We start from the raw sequence: 15658 nt of genomic DNA on the forward strand, positions 1-15658 counted from the left end.
TCCCCGAAGAAAGGGACTCATCGTCCCCCTTCCTGATTCAGCTCGCCTTCTTAAGATGACGGCTATAGGTTTCATACAGCCAGCGATTGAATTCCGGCAGGATTTTTTCCAGATGGGAATAGCGGCCGCGGGGGGCGAAGCGGGATTTAAAGGCCTTCTGCATGGTCATATTGGTCTCTTCATCCTGCTCGCCGAAGGTTTCCGTTGAGGAAATCTGTACTTTGCGCATCCAGTCAAAATTGGGCAGTTCGGTGGTTTCCTTCGGATAGTAGAAGTTAATCAATAGATCGATGGAACCCACCGAACGGGGAAACACCCGGAAGGTGAACGCCTGGTCCGGCAGCAGACAGAAGAACAGCGTGGGGGGAACCGAGGAAAAAATCGTTCGGCGCCGCTCTTCGTCGGTAAGATCCTTTAGAATCGGGAACTGCGCTTTCTGGCTCGGGTTAAAGGCCGCATCCTGGCGCATACCTTCAAAGTAGGTGGAGTGGGTTAAGTAATTTTCACCCTCCTGCCAGTCGTCCCATTCGGAGAAACGGGCGTTTTCCGCCGGGGCTATTTCATGGAATCCCTTGTGCACATAGGAGGTGTGATAGGGTTCCAGGCCGTTTTCCAGCGTGATCTTCCAGTTCCAGGGATAATTCTGGTGCGCCAGGGTCGGCATCACCTGCATGTCGGCGAAATTATAGTGCCGCAGCTCTTCGTCGGCTTTCGCCAAGGTCGGCGCCAGCGGCGCGGCGTTCATATCGAAGTTGGCGAAAATAAAGCCGTGGAACAGCTCCATCTTGAGCTCCGGCAGCGCGGTATCTTCACGCTGCTGGGTAATGGGAATGGTCATGCCCATTTCCGGCGCCGCGCGCAGTTTACCGTCCAGGCGATAGGACCAGGCATGGTAAGGGCAGCTGAAGGTGACGCAGTTACCGGTTTTTTCCTCCGCGCAGTCACGTATCAGCGGATGGCCGCGATGCTGGCAGATGGCGGACAACACCTTGATGGAGCCGTCGTTTTGCCGTACCACCAGCAGCGGTTCGTCGATGATTTCAACGGTGAAATAATCCCCCGGATTGGGAATCTGGTTTTGATGGCCCAAAGCCAGCCAGCTTTTGGAAAAAACCGCCTGCTTTTCGAATTCGAAAAAAGCCTCTGAGGTATAAAATTCACTGGGCAGCGAACGTGCCTGGGTGAAATCTTTAATGGACGCTTCCATCATTTTGAGCAGTTCATCGATATTCACATCTGATTGAGTTTGTTTAATGCCCACAGCTACCTCCGGCAAGAATGAGTTGTCATGAGTGACATCGGGATGGGTTGTTGGTAAATGCTGCAACCCCACAGCGAATCAACATCAAAGGGTTCGGCCTTTATGATCAGGGCGATACCAATTCCATCTGCAATCCCCAGGGCGTCAGAAAATAAACCCAGCGGCGGCCCGCCAAGGGATGATCCGGGCCGATGACCGAAGGTTCGCCGAGAATTTTTACCCCCGGCACCTGCCGCAGGGCCGCCAGCGCCTGCGGGAGATTGTGCACGGTGATGCCAAGATGGGCGCCGCCGGCGTCACAGTTCCTCGGCATGGCCCGGTTAAGGTCCGGCGCCCGGTATTCGAATAATTCCAGCGCCGTGCCCAGGAAATCCAGCTTGGCCAGGCGGCAGGCGGCCTCGGGGTGCGTATTGAAGCGTTCCGCCATCGACGCCGCATTGTCCGGACCGGGCCGGTAATGGCGGCGATATAATTCGCGCGCCCCCAGGACCTGGATAAAGAATGCCGTCGCCGCGTCCAGATCCGGGACGGTGAGGGCGACGTGGTCCACCCTGCCGCATGACAGCACCGGCGCGGCGAGCGGCTGCGGAGTGCCGGGCTTCATGTTTTATCGTCCAGCGCGGCGAAGCGTTCTTTCAGCCAGCCCGCCCCATAAGGCGTGCGGAACTCGATATAAAGCTTGAGATGCCTGAAACGCCAGACGCCGTTACGGCGCTCAAACACATCGTCATAGCGGCCGCCCATCCACAGCGCCATCCGGTCCTGAAATGTGCAGGGTTCAAGAAGTTTCCAACTGCCGCGGCCCCGTTCGCCGGCGACGTATATAGATTCGTTCATTAAATAGTGAGTGGTAAAAGAGAGCCGGCGCGGGCTGGCCTCGAACATATCGGCAATGGCGTCATGGCCGGTAACCTTGTTGGCCGTACCCTGCGCCTCGCTTTCCCAGATACCGTCCGGCCAGAACAAATCGGCCACCGCCCGCCCGAGCTTATCGTCGCAAGCCTGCATATAGTCCGCTTTCAAACGGCGGATGGCATCTTGGGATTCCAGGGCGTCCAGGCGCTGTAGCAAAGACTGTTCGTCACCGGTCAGGTTTCTGTCAATGGGCATGATGTTCTTTGGATATTATTTTGGATACAATATAAAATACAATATGCGCCGGTGATTTATCACTGTCAACAGGCAAAAGTGGATATTGGAAAATGCGTATGACATGCTAGATTTCCTTGCCGGACATGAAACTTTTAACTTTCTTTTTTCAGCGATATAAGAAAAACAACCTATGAAGACTTCGAAAAGGCAAACGGCCACCGGGCGGACAACCGAGCGCATCCGGGAACTGATCATCAGCGGCGAAATCGGTGCCGGCGAAACCTTGCGTCAGGAAGAACTTTCGGTCCGTCTGGGCGTTTCACGCACACCGCTGCGGGAAGCGATTATCATCCTGCAAGCCGAGGGTCTGGTGATTAACCATCCCCACAAAGGCACCGTGGTCTACAAACCCACCGTGGCGGAGCTTGAGGAAATTTACGCTACCCGCCTGCTGCTGGAGCCGGCGGCGGCCCGATTGGCGACCCGCAACATGACGCCGGAAGCGCTGCTGGACGTGGATCGCATCGTGCATGAGATGACCGCCACCACCACGCCCTGGCAGTTAATCCGCCTTAATCATGAATTCCGCTATACCTTTTATTCCGCTTCCGGCAACCGAACGCTGGCGGACACCATCCGCGGTCTGACGCTGCGCGCCGAACCCTATGTCGGCATACTGGTAAGCGGGCTGAACCGGCCTTTCACCGATCAAGCCTTCGCCGCCCTGTTGGACGCTATCCGCGCCGCTGACGGCGACCGCGCCGCCGCCGTCACCCAGGCGCACCTCGAGGCGACGGTGGCCAACGTTCTGCCGATGCTGCAGCGCTGAGTCCGCTAAGGCGCACCTAGGAGCGGCGGTGGCCGGCGTCCTGCCGATGCCGCGGCGCTAAAGCGCGTCGAGAAACCGGCTTACGGTGCGGTTGAATTCGCCGGGATGCTCGTAAAAAGGCAAATGTCCGCACCGTTCAATGGTGTGCAGCCGCGCCCTGGGGAAACATGCCACCGCGGCTTCGGCGCGGGCATGGCTGGCACGGGGATCCTGGCGTCCCCACAGCAGCAGGGTGGGGGCGGCGACCTCATTGAGCCGTTCGGCGACCCGGAAGGGCCGTGCCCGATTTACATCCAGCATGGCCGCCAGCAGCGATTTATAAGCCTGGGCGGCGCCTTCCCTGGCATAGGCCGTTAATTGGCTCAAAATCAGCGGGTCGAAATCCAGCGTTCCGTCAAAACAGAGATTCGCCAGGCGCTGCCGGCAACTGTCCCAGGTGGCGGTATCAAAGGCGCTGCTGCCGTTGGCCAGGGTCTTGCCCAGGGTTGCCACGGTTTCGGCTTCGGTTTGCAGCGCGGTGCCGCTGCCCACCACCACCAGGCGCTTTATCCGCGCCGGCATACGTAAGCAGAGCAGCAGGGCAAGCTGGGCGCCGAATGAGCTGCCGACAATGGAGAATTGTTCAAAGTCCAGCCGGTCCACCAGCGCCTCCAGATGCGTCATTAGGGCGGCATGGCCGATATCGCCGCGATCGTCATACAGATCGGTAAAGCCATGGCCGAGCAGATCCGGCGCGCAAACGCGCCGCCGTGCCCCCAGGTCGGCCAGATTACGCAGCCAGACATCGGCGGAAAACCCCACCGGATGCAATAACAGCAGCGGTTCTCCGCGACCCGATTCAATCACCCGGGTGCGGATGCCCCCCGCCGTCAAAAATTGGATATGCATGGTCAGGCCTCCTCGCGCAGGCAGGCCAATGCGTCGGCGCGGGAAGCTTCTCGGGGCAGGAGGGCGGCGCCGGTATAAAACGCGAGATAGATGCTGTTCGGGTCGCGGGAAAAACAGCGGGCGCCTTCCTGCCGGGTTTGCCGAGCCATCCCCGCCGGCATGGCCGGCTGGGAGAGCAGAAAGGATTGGGGGGCGATTAAAAACCACAGGGAGTGCAGTCCCGCCTGCTCATCCCTTCCCGCCGCCACCAGGGCCACGCAGGCATGTTGTTGCCCGGGCAGACCCAATAGCGCCGCCTCCCCGCTCTGGCTGATAAGCTCCAGACCGGCGATGCGCCGATAGAAATCCAGTGAGCGCGGCAAATCGGCGACAAAAAATGTCCCGCCGCAGATCTCCATCGACTGGAGGGCCGCGCCGTCCACCCGGGTGTCTAGCCGGGGCAAAGGCTCAAAGGCCGGGAAAGGCGGCGTTGTCAGCGGATCCCAGCGGGCGCTGATCAGGTTATTTTGGTTTTCGGCATAAAAACCGCGCCAATCGGGCACGCTGTCGATATAGAACTCCACGGCGTTGCCGTCCGGATCGTAGAGATACAGGCTGCGGGACATGCCGTGATCCAGCGCCTTTTCCACTGCGATATCAAAACGTTCGGCGTTGCGGTAGGCCTCGATAAGCGACGCCTCGCTGCAGACGTGAAAAGCGATATGATTGAGGCCGGGCTGTCGGCCGCGAACCATGGTGTTCTGTACGCTGCCGTCCCGGCCGATCAGCGGGGCGCTGGAAACCTGCATTAATCCCATGTCGTGATGGGTGGCGCCGTTGCTGAGGAATCCCGCCTTGATGCCGGGTTCGCGAAAGACTTCGGTCAGGCCGCAGACATCCCGGTAGAACGCCACGGACTCGTTCACATCCGCCACGAAAATATTCGCATGGGCGAAGCGGTCGGGACGGAAAAGTGCAGTATTTGCGGACATTTTTCTCTCCAATCAATTACCCGGACATTACCGGAAGCGGGCGACGACGCTTTTTTCCAAGGCCGACATCACCAAAAACAGCAGGATGCCGAAACCGCCGGCCATCAGCGTCGCGGCCCACAGCAGGGCGATGCTGTCGCTTTGCATGGCGGAAATCAGCAGCGGGCCGATACCCTGATCCAGCCCGAACCATTCGCCGAAAATGGCCCCCACCATGGCGGCCGGCGCCGCCACTTTCAGGCCGGACATAAACGTCGGCAGGCATGCCGGCAGTTCCAGATGAAAAAATCGTTTGTTGCCGGGGCAGTCCAATACCGCGAACAGATCGTAATGGGCCTGGTTGACCTCGGCGAAACCGGACAATGTGGCGATAAATACGCTGAAAAAGACAAAAAAGGCGGCCACCGCGATGGGGAGATCCTGGCGTTCCATCGTCGCCAGCAGTACCGGCCCCAGGGCTATCACCGGCGTTGCGTTGATAATGGCCGCCAGCCGGGTGATACCCGGCCTGAGCCAATGGCCCAGCTGGGCCATGACCGCCAGCAGCGTGCCGATAAGGATGCCGATAAAATAGCCGCGAAATGCGCTGTCGGCGGTGTGCAGCAGCGCATCAAGGAACACCGCGTGGTTTTCCGGCGCCAGAAATTGCCCGATAACCTCGCTCAGCGGCGGTATCACCCCGCGCAGCCAGGACGATCGGCCGCCGGCTTCCCATAACGCCGGCAAAATGAAGGCCCCGGCTAAAGCATACAGCCGCTGGCGCCGTAACAGGCGAGTCGTCATGTCGGCACCTCAGTCAACATAAATCCTCCCCGGCTTCCAGCTCATCCAGCGCCAGGGTCAATTCATCGGACAACGCATGAAACTGCGGGCTGCGCATGATCTCCGGCTGGCGCGGGCGCTGGAAAGGTATGCGCCTTTCCATCCGCACCCGGCCCGGACGGGGCGACATCACAATGACCCGATCGGCGAGAAAAATGGCCTCTTCCACCGAGTGGGTGACCAATAACGTCGTCAGCCGTTCGGCGCTCCACAGCGCCTGTAATTCAATATTCAGCCGCCGTCTCGTCACCGCGTCCAGTGCGCCGAACGGCTCGTCCAGCAGCAGCAATTCCGGCCGCAAAACCAGGGACCGTGCAATGGCTACCCGCTGGCGCATGCCGCCGGAAAGCTGTTTCGGCCGGGATTTCTCGAAGCCGGTCAGGCCCATCAGATTGAGCAGCCAGGCGATGCGCTGTTCATTCACTTTATGTCCGGTGATTTTGCAGGGCAGCGCCACATTGTCCCAAGCGGAAAGCCAGGGCAGCAGGGCATGGTCCTGAAAGGCCACGCCTAATCGGTTGTTTTTGATGAACTCTCCCGGTCCGTCGCAGCCGTCCATCACCAGTTTCCCGCCGCTTGGGGTCTCAAGGCCCGCGATAAGGCGCAGAATGGTGGATTTACCGCAGCCCGACGGGCCAATCAGCGCGACGAATTCATATTTACCGATGTGCAGATCGACATTATCCAGCGCGGTGAATTCGCCGCCGCCGCTGGCAAACCGCTTGGAAACCTGCTTGAGATCCACCAGCACATGCTGCCCGGACGCGGGCTGTTGCGCCGGTATGATTTCTTCAGCCGGCGTCCCGGCGGTCGCCGCCGTAGAGGTTGATGAAAGCTGCATGGCGTGTCTCTTAGAGTAATTGGGTCCGATTGCCGAAGACCTCTTCGAGCAGGCTGGTATCCACATAGCTATCCACCGCGGGCAGCTGGGTTTCGCCGGCCGCGCGCAGCGCCGCATAAATGGGGCCGCTGATTTTGGTCTTGTCGATCCAGAGCATGCCTTTGTCGCGGGTCAAATCGCTTTGCGTCAGCGGAACCATGGCCTGATTGACCCGGAGCTGATGGGGCTGATCGATTTTCATGGAGCCGGCGTAGCGTTCCGCCACCAGTTTCGGCGCCAGGGTGGGATCTTTGGCATTCATTTCCCAGCCTTTGATACTGCCGCGCAGGAAGCCGAGAATAACTTTGCGGTTTTTGGCGATAGCGTCGCTGCTGACCACAATCGGGCTGGTATAGGTGGGCAGTCCCATAGCGGCGAACAGGATCATATTGGTTTTCACCCCCTGTTCCGCCAGCGTCACCGGTTCGGAGGTGGCGAACACGCTGATGATGTCGACGCTGCCTTTGGTCAGCGGTGTGGAGTCATAGCCGATGGGCACAAAGGTATAGCCGTTGGCCGGCAGGCCATTGATTTTGAATACGGCGTCAAGCTCGCGCTGACGTCCTTGGGCGGCGCCGATCCGCTTGCCCACCAGATCCTTGGCGCTGTTCAGCGGCAGGCTTTGCAGGCTGATGAGGGCCAGGGGCGAAGTCTGGAATACGGAGCCGATGACCGTCAGCTTGGCCTGGTGCTGAACAGCATTGATAGTGCTGGTGAGAAAGGTCGGCAAGCCGGCGGTACCGGCGCCGCCGGCCACGACCTGCTCCACGCCCTGCATATTGGGGCCGCCGGGCAGGAACTTCACGCCGATGCCTTCCTGTTTGTAATAACCCAAGGCGTCGGCGATATAAAAGCCGGCGAAATCCACGCTCGGGATCCAGTTCAGCTGCAATGAGACCGTATTGCCGACGGCGGCAAGGACGACGCCGGGGCCGAACAGCGATGCGATGGTAATGCCTGCGCCGGCGGCGGTGAGTAAACGGCGACGGCTGATGTGACCTTCTTTCATTTTTTTTCCTCTTTATAATATCTGTGCAGGGAATTAACGAAACTTCATGCTCACTTTTCTTTCCAACCCGCTTGCGATACCGAAGATCACCAGCGATAGCACTACGCCGATCAGGCTGACTTGCCAGGCCTGGTCGGTATCCATAATCTGTTGCGCTTTTGCCAGCCGGTAGCCCAGGCCGCGGGTGCCCAGCAGCCACTCGGCGGTCAGCGCGCCCACCACGCTGAGCATGGCGCTGATGCGCAGCGCGGTGATGATGTTCGGCACCGCGGCAGGCAAGGCCACGTGCAGATAATGCCGGCGTTTGCCGGCCCCCAGCACGTGGAGCAAATCCGCGGCCCCCGGCGGTATGCTGTCCAGGCCGGAGCGCGTCAGCACAAAGGCCGGAAAATAGGAAATCAGCGCGGCGATGACGATGATGGTGTAAAGGGTGTAGCCGAATATCGACGCGACGATGGGAATCAGGGCGATGGACGGCAAGGTATTGAGCAAAATGGTCAGCGGCGTCAATACCCCCGACAGCATGGGAGAAAACCAGCTGAGGGAGGCCACCGTGATGCCTAGCAGCATTCCCAGGCCCAAGCCCGTACCGATGACCATCAGGGTGGTCAGCAGGTCGGGCAGGTATTGGGCGAATCCGGTCACCGTCCCGGCCAAGGTTTGCAGGGGGGAGGGGGCAATAAGCGCGGGAACATCGTCCAGCACCAGCCAACACTGCCACAGCAGGATGATCAGGCAGTAAGGCCATATCATTCGGATAAGTCCTGCGGCGGCCCGGCCGGCTCCGCGACCGATGTCCTTTGTGCCGGCGGGCGGCGGCGCGGGTACTTCTCTTGCGGCCATAAAAATCCCCCTTGTCCCGTTACGTCCAAAAAACTGCATTTTTTTCGCCCATGGCGGTTTGCACCGGTTTAATGCAATTTCGGATAAAATTTTGGATATTTTGAATTTTATGCAAAAGCCGCTCCAATTTCGGCGGCTTTACAGACAGAAGCAGTCTGTTTTTTGTACTTACCTTACTCGCGCAAGGCTAAAACGGGATTGACTAACCTACCGATAGGCTGAATCTCAATCTCCACACGGTCGCCGTGACGCAGGAATCGGGGTGGAGTGAAACCGATTCCGACCCCGGCGCAGGTGCCGGTGGCGATGATATCGCCGCTCTCAAGGGACATGGTTCGGCTGATGGTTTCAATCAGCGTGGGGATATCGAAAATCAGGTCGGCAACGCCGGCATGCTGCCGCAGCTCGCCGTTGACCCAGGTTTTAAGCTGCAATTGCTCCGGGGCCGGGATTTCGTCCGCAGTGACGATGGCAGGCCCCATCGGGCAGTAGCCGTCCAGGCTTTTGCCCAGGAACCATTGGCGATGGGTCTGTTGCAGGGTGCGGGACGTCACGTCATTTACGATGGTATAGCCGAACACATGGGTAAGGGCGTCAGCTTTGGCGATATTACGGCCGCCCCGCCCTATTACCACCGCCAGTTCACCCTCGTAATCCGTGGATTCGCTGTAGTCGAGATAGGCGGGTATGGCCATCTCGGGGCCGATGACCGACGACGGCGCCTTGGTAAAAATCACGGGGAATTCAGGGGTGTTTTCGCTGGCGCTGGCATCAAACCCGCTGGCCTGGAACTCCACGGCGTGCTGATGGTAGTTTTTACCGACGCATAGAATATTGCGCGCCGGGCGGGGAATCGGGGCCAGCAGCTGTACTCGGTCCAGCGCCACCCAGTCGCCATGGTCTTCGTCGGGGTTATCTATCTGTGCAAACCGCCGGATCAGATGCAGCATATCGCTGCCCGCCTCACCGGGAAAAGCCTGTACCGCGGTGCCGGCGGTATTAAGGCGGCCGACCCGCACCACTCCTTCCAAGGCATAACTCACCAATTTCATGATTGGTTTTTCTCCTCTATGATCTCTGTAACGAGAAATGACAGCCTAGACCTTCCGGCACCCATATTCAACCAATATTGAATTGGACTGCATAATTGGCTTGATTGGGCTGAAATTGGCTATTCCCCTTGGCAAACCGGCGGATTGCGCGGCGCGCTCGCACTGAATCAGCCCATCAACTGCCGCCACCGATAACCTTTTGCACCTTTTGAAGGCAATACTCGTCTTCAATGGCGCAAAACAAGGGGGAACTGATTCATATTTAGCGCTCCGTAATCAGGATATGGTATCCTAATCTACGTTTCGGGCCGCCGTTGGTTGTTCCAATGGGTAACCAATCCATATCGGCCTGTTTTCCACCATTCCCGTACCGCAGGGTTCACGTCCCCTGGCAAACCCGCCGGGCCGTCGGCCGGCTCTGAAGGAGATCCCTATGAAACCCGCTATGGAAGCACAATCGGCAGCATCCTCGTCATCGACGTCCGCCAGGATTAAAACAAAAACGCATTCCGTTGCCGATCAGATCAAATCCTACCTGGTCCAGTTGGATCTGGCGAAAGGCGCGCGGCTGCCCGCCGAGCGGGAGCTGGCCCAGGCGCTGGGGATTACGCGCTCGATTTTGCGCCGGGGGCTGGATCAGCTTGATGCGGAAGGCTTTATCTGGCGTCATGTCGGCAAGGGCACATTCATCGGTTCGTCCCCCGCCGGTACTGCTTCCCTCAGCGCCGGTATGGACAGCTACATGAACCCGCACGATTTAATGGAAGTGCGGCTTTTCCTGGAGCCTCCCGCCGTGGGCCTGGCGGCCATTCGCGCCACCACCGCCGAGCTCGATGAAATCCAGGCCTGCCTGGAGAATTCCCTGAAAGCCTCTACGGCGCTGGAATATGAACATTGGGACGGACGTTTGCACCGGGCCATCATCAAAAGCACGAAAAATTTGCTGTTGGTGAAAATCGGCGAATTGTTCGAGTCGGCGCGGGACGAACGGGTCTGGGGTAAGCTCAAGGAGCGCTCCTCCACCCCCGAGCGGCGCGAGCACTATAGCCGGCAGCACCGGGCCATCGTGAACGCGCTGCTCGATCGTAACCGTCATGAAGCCGAGTCGCAAATGCGCGAACACCTTATCGATGTTCAGACCGATCTGCTGCGGGCCAGCGGACAGGCCTAGCGAGATCGGGCGGGCCTTCGGGGCGCGGGGCCGCCACCGCTATGCCATGATGAACAATTTATTTGCCCGGACCCGCCGGTCGTATAACCTTTTTAAAACCAATTTGGCATTAATTAAACCAATTTGGAGCCAATTTGCCTGTTTTATGCATGCAGCATTGGCGCTATCCCTGTTACAGCGTGTTTAATCTAAATTTTGTATAATCTCCCCGCTGTTTGTCCCTGACTTTGTCAAACCATTACAATATTGGTTGATTTCATCTCGGACCGAAGGCTATAGTTATCGCCGGGCGCTGACGTGCAGCTGGTTATCCGTAGGTGGCAGAGGTTTTGAACATGACCCATTCTCCCGACACTCTCGCCGTAAGATTGGTGCGCGTTACGTATCTTACGGAGCATGTCAGCCTGTTTGAATTCGCCTCGCTGGACGGCGCCCCATTGCCGACCGCCGCCGCCGGCGCGCATATCGCTCTGCAACTGCCGAACCTGGGGGAACGCGCCTATTCCCTGGTTACCGACAGCAGACATCCCGAGCGCTACGCCATCGCCGTGAAGCGCGAACCGGCCGGACGGGGCGGTTCGCGGCATATGCACGATGTGCTCAGGGTGGGGCAGGTGATTACCGTCACCCCGCCGCGCAATCTGTTTGAACTTAACGAGCAGGCGGAGGAAACGCTGCTGTTCGCCGGCGGTATCGGCGTCACGCCGATCCTGAGCATGGCCCGCCGTCTGCAAGCCCTTAACCGTCCGTTCAGGTTCTTCTATTCCAGCCGCTCCCGTATCCATGCGCCGTTTCTTGAAGAGATCGCCTGTCTTCCCGACAGTCATTGCCGTTTTGGCGATGAACACGGGCGCGATCCCTCCTTCGGGCAGACCCTCGCCGGCACCTCGAGAAATGCCCATCTCTACTGCTGCGGTCCGGTGCCGATGATGGACGACTTTCTGACGGCTGCCCGCGCCGCCGGTTTTGCCGAGGAACATATTCATGTGGAATATTTCGCCGCCAAGGAGACGCCGGCCCTAACGGGCGGTTTTGTGGTGAAACTGGCCCGCAGTAACCGCAGCCTGACGGTGAAGCCCGGACAATCCATATTGTCGGCCCTTCGTGCCGCCGGCGTGGCCATGACCACGTCCTGTGAACAGGGGATTTGCGGCGCCTGCGAAGTCCGGGTGCTTTCAGGCCTGCCGGATCATCGCGACAGCGTTTTGACGGATGAGGAGAAACTGGCCAACCAAACCATGATGGTGTGCTGTTCCGGCGCGTTAAGCGGTGAACTCGTCCTGGATTTATAACGGCCCTTGCGCCGCCGCCGGTACATTGTCGGCAGCGGTACGTTCAATTGTGGCACCGGCCACCCAGCAAAAGGAATATCCAGCGCCATGACGCAGAACAGGCTTTTTACCACCGTGCATGATGTACTCGATCCCCTGACCGGATTCCGCCACTCTTTACGCTGGCCCGCCGGCGGCGCGCTGCTTCGGGCGGATGCCTGGCCGAAAGGGCAAGGGCGGGATATCGACGGCAGCCATTTGTGGGTGCTGCCGGCGCTGTATGATGCCGATGCCCATTTGCCCATGGTGCCGTTCGGGGTCCGTCAGAGCGATTTGTACCGCGCCATGGCGGGGGGGATAGGTCAGATGAACGTCGCGCTGCCCTGGCAGCAGGCCAAACACTTCACGCTGCGGGAACTGGTTAACGACAGCGCCGGGTATTTCCCGGCCATCATACCGGTGCTCTCGGTCTCGCCGAATGAGGACAGTCGCGATTTCCCGCAATGGCTCAAGCAATATGCCGGGGAGGTAAAAGAGTGCCTGCCGTCGGTCTGTAAACTCTATTCCTACGATCCGCATTTCGAGCGCAATCTGGAGGCGGTGTGGCAGGCCGGGCTCAAGGCGGTGGTGTGGAACTCTACCGACGAAGCCCTTGAGCGTCTGGTGGTCAATGCCAATGCTTCGGGCCGGCCGCTGCATCTGCGGCACGCCGTTTCGGCCGGCATGATTGGTGTGATGCGCCGTGCCCGTCAGGCCACGCTGCAAAGCAGCCCGCATTTTCTGCTGCCGCTGGGGAAGGGTAAGCGAGAGTCCCTCACCGTTTTGCCTCCGCCCCGTCCGCCGGAGGATATCCAATCTCTGGCGGACAGCGTTTTAGACCAGGTGGATTTGCTTTCCAGCGACCATGGCGCGCCGCATCAGAGCGGCATTTCAGTCGGGCCGGGCTTGCAAACCCAGCAGCATTTTCTGCCGGTGCTGCTTACCCTTTGCGAACGTTATTCCTGGCCGCTGGAGTCCATATTGGCCAAAGTAACCCGGGCGCCGGCGAAGATTTTCGGCACTCGCGTGCCGCAGGGGGTGCTGCTGGTGGATCCTGATTACCGGGAAACCGTCGCTCCCTGGCCGAACCAGGCTTCGGACCGCGCGCCTTATGAGGGGCTGGAATTGACCGGCCGGGTATTGGCTATTAGCAATGACCGGCAGGTTTTGCTGGTGTAGGCGCAGCCACGATCTCCCTTTAACACGTACGGTTCAGGCCTTGGTGGTAGCGGGCCTACCGCGCTGAGGGGCGCTCGGTCGGGCAGAAAAACCATGCCCGATTCGACCCCACCAGCACGGTCTCCCTTTAACACGTACGGTTCAGGCCTTGGTGGTAGCGGGCCTACCGCGCTGAGGGGCGCTCGGTCGGGCAGAAAAACCATGCCCGATTCGACCCCATCAGCACGGTCTCCCTTTAACACGCACGGTTCAGGCCTTGGTGGTAGCGGGCCTACCGCGCTGTGGGGCGCTCTGTCGGGCAGAAAAACCATGCCCGATTCGACCCCATCAGCACGGTTTCCCTTTAACACGTACGGTTCAAGCCTTGGTGGTCGGAGGATTTTCCTGCCGCTTCAGCGCCTTTTATGCCAGCCGTCCTGCTCCAGGCAAAATCCGCAGGCGGCCATGAATTGCTCCATTACCGCCCGATCTTCCATCGGCTGGGCGCCGCTTAACCACCAGTGATTGATCTCCGGCAACTGTCGCTGTGCTTCATTGAACAAATACAATCCCACGCCGCGGCGCCGGGTTACCGGCCGCACCAGGGGCGAGACCAGCCTGCCTTCGCCCCATTCGTTATCAATGACCACCTGTACCGCGCCCAGCAACCGATCGTTGAACCTGGCGGCAAATACCGCATAGGAAGGTGAGAGTTTACCCGCCAGGGCGGCGATATCCTGTTCCGGCCATATTTTGGCCAGATCAATTTTATCCTGTTCGGTAAAATCGGAGAGTCGTTCGATTGTCAATTTCATGCGTGTAATCACTTAAAGACGTAAAGGAATAATGTAGCGAATTTGTTTATAAAAGATTATGTAAATCTTGCTATCGCAAAACCTCAAGAAACCTTATGTCATTCAAACATTTTCGGAGCAATTAAACTTACATAAAATGACAATCTAGCATGACTATCTGAAAGATTATCGAATGATGGATAATTATACCATTATTTTGTGCTGCCAATGCAGGTTATTTCTTAAAGTATAAGTTGATTTACAGCATAATATTTCTGTTTAATAATATGAAAATAAAAGCTTATTTTGGATCTTGCGTTCCAGAAGGCTAAATCATTATTACGTATAATAAAAACATCTGGTTGCCGTGGAAAGCCGGTTAATAATCAGACAGCAAACACAACAAACATGGAGAAAAGGTGGATGAAATTCAACAAAGGTAACGCTTTGCTGGCCGGTTGTATGGCCATGGCGATGAGCCATACTGTCTGGGCGCAGGATATCAAGGTAGCGGTTGTCGGTGCAATGTCCGGTCCGGTTGCCCAATATGGCGACATGGAATTTACCGGCGCGCGTCAGGCGATTGCCGATATTAATGCCAAAGGCGGCATAAAAGGCAATAAACTGGTGGCGGTGGAATACGACGACGCCTGTGATCCGAAACAGGCGGTGGCGGTGGCCAATAAGGTGATTAATGACGGCATAAAATATGTCATCGGCCATCTGTGCTCTTCCTCCACGCAGCCGGCGTCGGATATCTATGAAGACGAAGGGGTCATCATGATCACCCCGGCGGCCACCAATGCCGATCTCACCACGCGCGGCTATAAAATGATTCTGCGCACCACCGGCCTGGATTCGGATCAGGGCCCCACCGCCGCGAAATATATCCTCGATGAGGTCAAACCCAAACGCATCGCCGTGGTCCATGACAAACAGCAATATGGTGAAGGGTTGGCCCGCGCCGTGCAGGACAGCCTGAAGAAAAACGGCGGCAACGTGGTGCTGTTTGAGGGCATCACCGCCGGCGACAAGGATTTTTCCACCCTGGTGGCGCGTCTGAAGAAAGAAAACGTCGATTTTGTTTATTTCGGCGGTTACTACCCGGAAATGGGGCAAATCCTGCGGCAGTCCAGGCAAGCCGGCCTGAATATCCAGTTCATGGGGCCGGAAGGGGTGGGTAACTCATCGCTGTCCAATATTGCCGGCGCCGCCTCCGAGGGCATGCTGGTGACCCTGCCGAAGCGTTATGACCAGGTGCCTTCCAACCAGCCGATTGTCGCCGAGTTCAAAGCCAAAAAACTGGATTATACCGGGCCTTTCGTCTGGACGACCTATGCGGCGGTGCAGTCCCTCACCACCGGCATGGAACGGGCCGGCATGGATCCGGCGGATATCGTGAAGAACCTCAAAGCCAACTCGGTGGATACCGTGATGGGACCGCTGAGCTGGGATGATAAAGGCGATCTGAAAGGTTTCGAATTCGGTGTATTCAAATGGCATGCAGACGGCACTTCCACCGCGGTGAAGTAATCTGCTCCCTCCCCTTGTCTTAAAAAATCGTCGCCCCCGGCATCA

At 58.2% G+C, this 15658-nt stretch carries 16 protein-coding genes; 5 read left to right on the top strand and 11 right to left on the bottom strand.

The window, feature by feature from the left end; all coding sequences use genetic code 11:
- Window positions 1-37 precede the first annotated feature (37 nt).
- The 3 genes from GTU79_RS01005 to GTU79_RS01015 form a co-directional block, all read right to left on the bottom strand.
- Window positions 38-1261 (bottom strand): aromatic ring-hydroxylating oxygenase subunit alpha, encoded by a 1224-nt coding sequence (locus GTU79_RS01005; protein WP_203524439.1) that lies wholly within the window; start codon window positions 1259-1261, stop codon window positions 38-40.
- A gap of 106 nt (window positions 1262-1367) precedes the next feature.
- On the bottom strand, window positions 1368-1865 hold the full coding sequence (locus GTU79_RS01010) for a VOC family protein (protein ID WP_203524438.1): 498 nt from the start codon (window positions 1863-1865) through the stop codon (window positions 1368-1370).
- The gene (locus GTU79_RS01015; protein WP_203524437.1) at window positions 1862-2371 is read right to left on the bottom strand and encodes a nuclear transport factor 2 family protein; all 510 of its coding nucleotides are present in this window, start codon (window positions 2369-2371) and stop codon (window positions 1862-1864) included. The genes GTU79_RS01010 and GTU79_RS01015 overlap by 4 nt, the downstream gene beginning before the upstream one ends.
- A gap of 172 nt (window positions 2372-2543) precedes the next feature.
- Between GTU79_RS01015 and GTU79_RS01020 the strand changes: the two genes are divergently transcribed.
- Window positions 2544-3182 (top strand): GntR family transcriptional regulator, encoded by a 639-nt coding sequence (locus GTU79_RS01020; RefSeq protein ID WP_132923900.1) that lies wholly within the window; start codon window positions 2544-2546, stop codon window positions 3180-3182.
- A gap of 57 nt (window positions 3183-3239) precedes the next feature.
- Here GTU79_RS01020 and GTU79_RS01025 read toward each other — a convergent pair whose 3' ends face one another.
- The 7 genes from GTU79_RS01025 to GTU79_RS01055 form a co-directional block, all read right to left on the bottom strand.
- Window positions 3240-4070, bottom strand: a complete 831-nt coding sequence (locus tag GTU79_RS01025; RefSeq protein WP_203524436.1) for an alpha/beta fold hydrolase — start codon at window positions 4068-4070, stop codon at window positions 3240-3242.
- Between the two features lie 2 nt (window positions 4071-4072).
- Window positions 4073-5041: a VOC family protein gene (locus tag GTU79_RS01030; protein ID WP_214513643.1), complete on the bottom strand. Its 969-nt coding sequence runs from the start codon at window positions 5039-5041 to the stop codon at window positions 4073-4075.
- A 27-nt stretch (window positions 5042-5068) separates the two neighbouring features.
- Complete coding sequence (locus GTU79_RS01035) at window positions 5069-5824, bottom strand: ABC transporter permease (protein WP_203524434.1); 756 nt, start codon at window positions 5822-5824, stop codon at window positions 5069-5071.
- A gap of 13 nt (window positions 5825-5837) precedes the next feature.
- Window positions 5838-6704: an ABC transporter ATP-binding protein gene (locus tag GTU79_RS01040; RefSeq protein ID WP_132923896.1), complete on the bottom strand. Its 867-nt coding sequence runs from the start codon at window positions 6702-6704 to the stop codon at window positions 5838-5840.
- A gap of 10 nt (window positions 6705-6714) precedes the next feature.
- Window positions 6715-7752 (bottom strand): ABC transporter substrate-binding protein, encoded by a 1038-nt coding sequence (locus GTU79_RS01045; RefSeq protein ID WP_203524433.1) that lies wholly within the window; start codon window positions 7750-7752, stop codon window positions 6715-6717.
- A gap of 33 nt (window positions 7753-7785) precedes the next feature.
- Window positions 7786-8595 carry an ABC transporter permease gene (locus tag GTU79_RS01050; RefSeq protein WP_203524432.1) on the bottom strand — a complete coding sequence of 270 codons (810 nt, stop codon included), beginning with the start codon at window positions 8593-8595 and terminating at the stop codon, window positions 7786-7788.
- Window positions 8596-8768: 173 nt separating this feature from the next.
- A complete protein-coding gene (locus GTU79_RS01055) occupies window positions 8769-9647 on the bottom strand; it encodes a fumarylacetoacetate hydrolase family protein (RefSeq protein WP_203524431.1) in 879 nt (292 codons plus the stop codon).
- A gap of 433 nt (window positions 9648-10080) precedes the next feature.
- Between GTU79_RS01055 and GTU79_RS01060 the strand changes: the two genes are divergently transcribed.
- From GTU79_RS01060 to GTU79_RS01070, 3 genes are all read left to right on the top strand, one after another.
- The gene (locus tag GTU79_RS01060; RefSeq protein WP_203524430.1) at window positions 10081-10818 is read left to right on the top strand and encodes a FadR/GntR family transcriptional regulator; all 738 of its coding nucleotides are present in this window, start codon (window positions 10081-10083) and stop codon (window positions 10816-10818) included.
- A 335-nt stretch (window positions 10819-11153) separates the two neighbouring features.
- Window positions 11154-12110, top strand: coding sequence for a PDR/VanB family oxidoreductase (locus tag GTU79_RS01065; RefSeq protein WP_203524429.1), 957 nt, complete (start codon window positions 11154-11156; stop codon window positions 12108-12110).
- Window positions 12111-12197: 87 nt separating this feature from the next.
- On the top strand, window positions 12198-13307 hold the full coding sequence (locus GTU79_RS01070) for a hypothetical protein (protein ID WP_203524428.1): 1110 nt from the start codon (window positions 12198-12200) through the stop codon (window positions 13305-13307).
- A 392-nt stretch (window positions 13308-13699) separates the two neighbouring features.
- On the opposite strand, the gene panM is transcribed toward GTU79_RS01070, so the two are convergent.
- Window positions 13700-14101 carry an aspartate 1-decarboxylase autocleavage activator PanM gene (panM, locus tag GTU79_RS01075; RefSeq protein ID WP_203524427.1) on the bottom strand — a complete coding sequence of 134 codons (402 nt, stop codon included), beginning with the start codon at window positions 14099-14101 and terminating at the stop codon, window positions 13700-13702.
- A 402-nt stretch (window positions 14102-14503) separates the two neighbouring features.
- Between panM and GTU79_RS01080 the strand changes: the two genes are divergently transcribed.
- The gene (locus tag GTU79_RS01080; protein ID WP_132923888.1) at window positions 14504-15613 is read left to right on the top strand and encodes a branched-chain amino acid ABC transporter substrate-binding protein; all 1110 of its coding nucleotides are present in this window, start codon (window positions 14504-14506) and stop codon (window positions 15611-15613) included.
- The last annotated feature ends 45 nt before the right edge of the window (window positions 15614-15658 follow it).

The organism is Sodalis ligni (genome assembly GCF_016865525.2).
Classification (GTDB): Bacteria; Pseudomonadota; Gammaproteobacteria; order Enterobacterales; family Enterobacteriaceae; genus Acerihabitans; species Acerihabitans ligni.

Excerpts from the sequence above, each read along its gene's own strand:
- GTU79_RS01010 (WP_203524438.1), bottom strand. The coding sequence starts at position 1,865 with ATGAAGCCCGGCACTCCGCAGCCGCTCGCCGCGCCGGTGCTGTCATGC.
- GTU79_RS01015 (WP_203524437.1), bottom strand. The coding sequence starts at position 2,371 with ATGCCCATTGACAGAAACCTGACCGGTGACGAACAGTCTTTGCTACAG.
- GTU79_RS01020 (WP_132923900.1), top strand. The coding sequence starts at position 2,544 with ATGAAGACTTCGAAAAGGCAAACGGCCACCGGGCGGACAACCGAGCGC.
- GTU79_RS01025 (WP_203524436.1), bottom strand. The coding sequence starts at position 4,070 with ATGCATATCCAATTTTTGACGGCGGGGGGCATCCGCACCCGGGTGATT.
- GTU79_RS01030 (WP_214513643.1), bottom strand. The coding sequence starts at position 5,041 with ATGTCCGCAAATACTGCACTTTTCCGTCCCGACCGCTTCGCCCATGCG.
- GTU79_RS01035 (WP_203524434.1), bottom strand. The coding sequence starts at position 5,824 with ATGACGACTCGCCTGTTACGGCGCCAGCGGCTGTATGCTTTAGCCGGG.
- GTU79_RS01040 (WP_132923896.1), bottom strand. The coding sequence starts at position 6,704 with ATGCAGCTTTCATCAACCTCTACGGCGGCGACCGCCGGGACGCCGGCT.
- GTU79_RS01045 (WP_203524433.1), bottom strand. The coding sequence starts at position 7,752 with ATGAAAGAAGGTCACATCAGCCGTCGCCGTTTACTCACCGCCGCCGGC.
- GTU79_RS01050 (WP_203524432.1), bottom strand. The coding sequence starts at position 8,595 with ATGGCCGCAAGAGAAGTACCCGCGCCGCCGCCCGCCGGCACAAAGGAC.
- GTU79_RS01055 (WP_203524431.1), bottom strand. The coding sequence starts at position 9,647 with ATGAAATTGGTGAGTTATGCCTTGGAAGGAGTGGTGCGGGTCGGCCGC.
- GTU79_RS01060 (WP_203524430.1), top strand. The coding sequence starts at position 10,081 with ATGAAACCCGCTATGGAAGCACAATCGGCAGCATCCTCGTCATCGACG.
- GTU79_RS01065 (WP_203524429.1), top strand. The coding sequence starts at position 11,154 with ATGACCCATTCTCCCGACACTCTCGCCGTAAGATTGGTGCGCGTTACG.
- GTU79_RS01070 (WP_203524428.1), top strand. The coding sequence starts at position 12,198 with ATGACGCAGAACAGGCTTTTTACCACCGTGCATGATGTACTCGATCCC.
- panM (WP_203524427.1), bottom strand. The coding sequence starts at position 14,101 with ATGAAATTGACAATCGAACGACTCTCCGATTTTACCGAACAGGATAAA.
- GTU79_RS01080 (WP_132923888.1), top strand. The coding sequence starts at position 14,504 with ATGAAATTCAACAAAGGTAACGCTTTGCTGGCCGGTTGTATGGCCATG.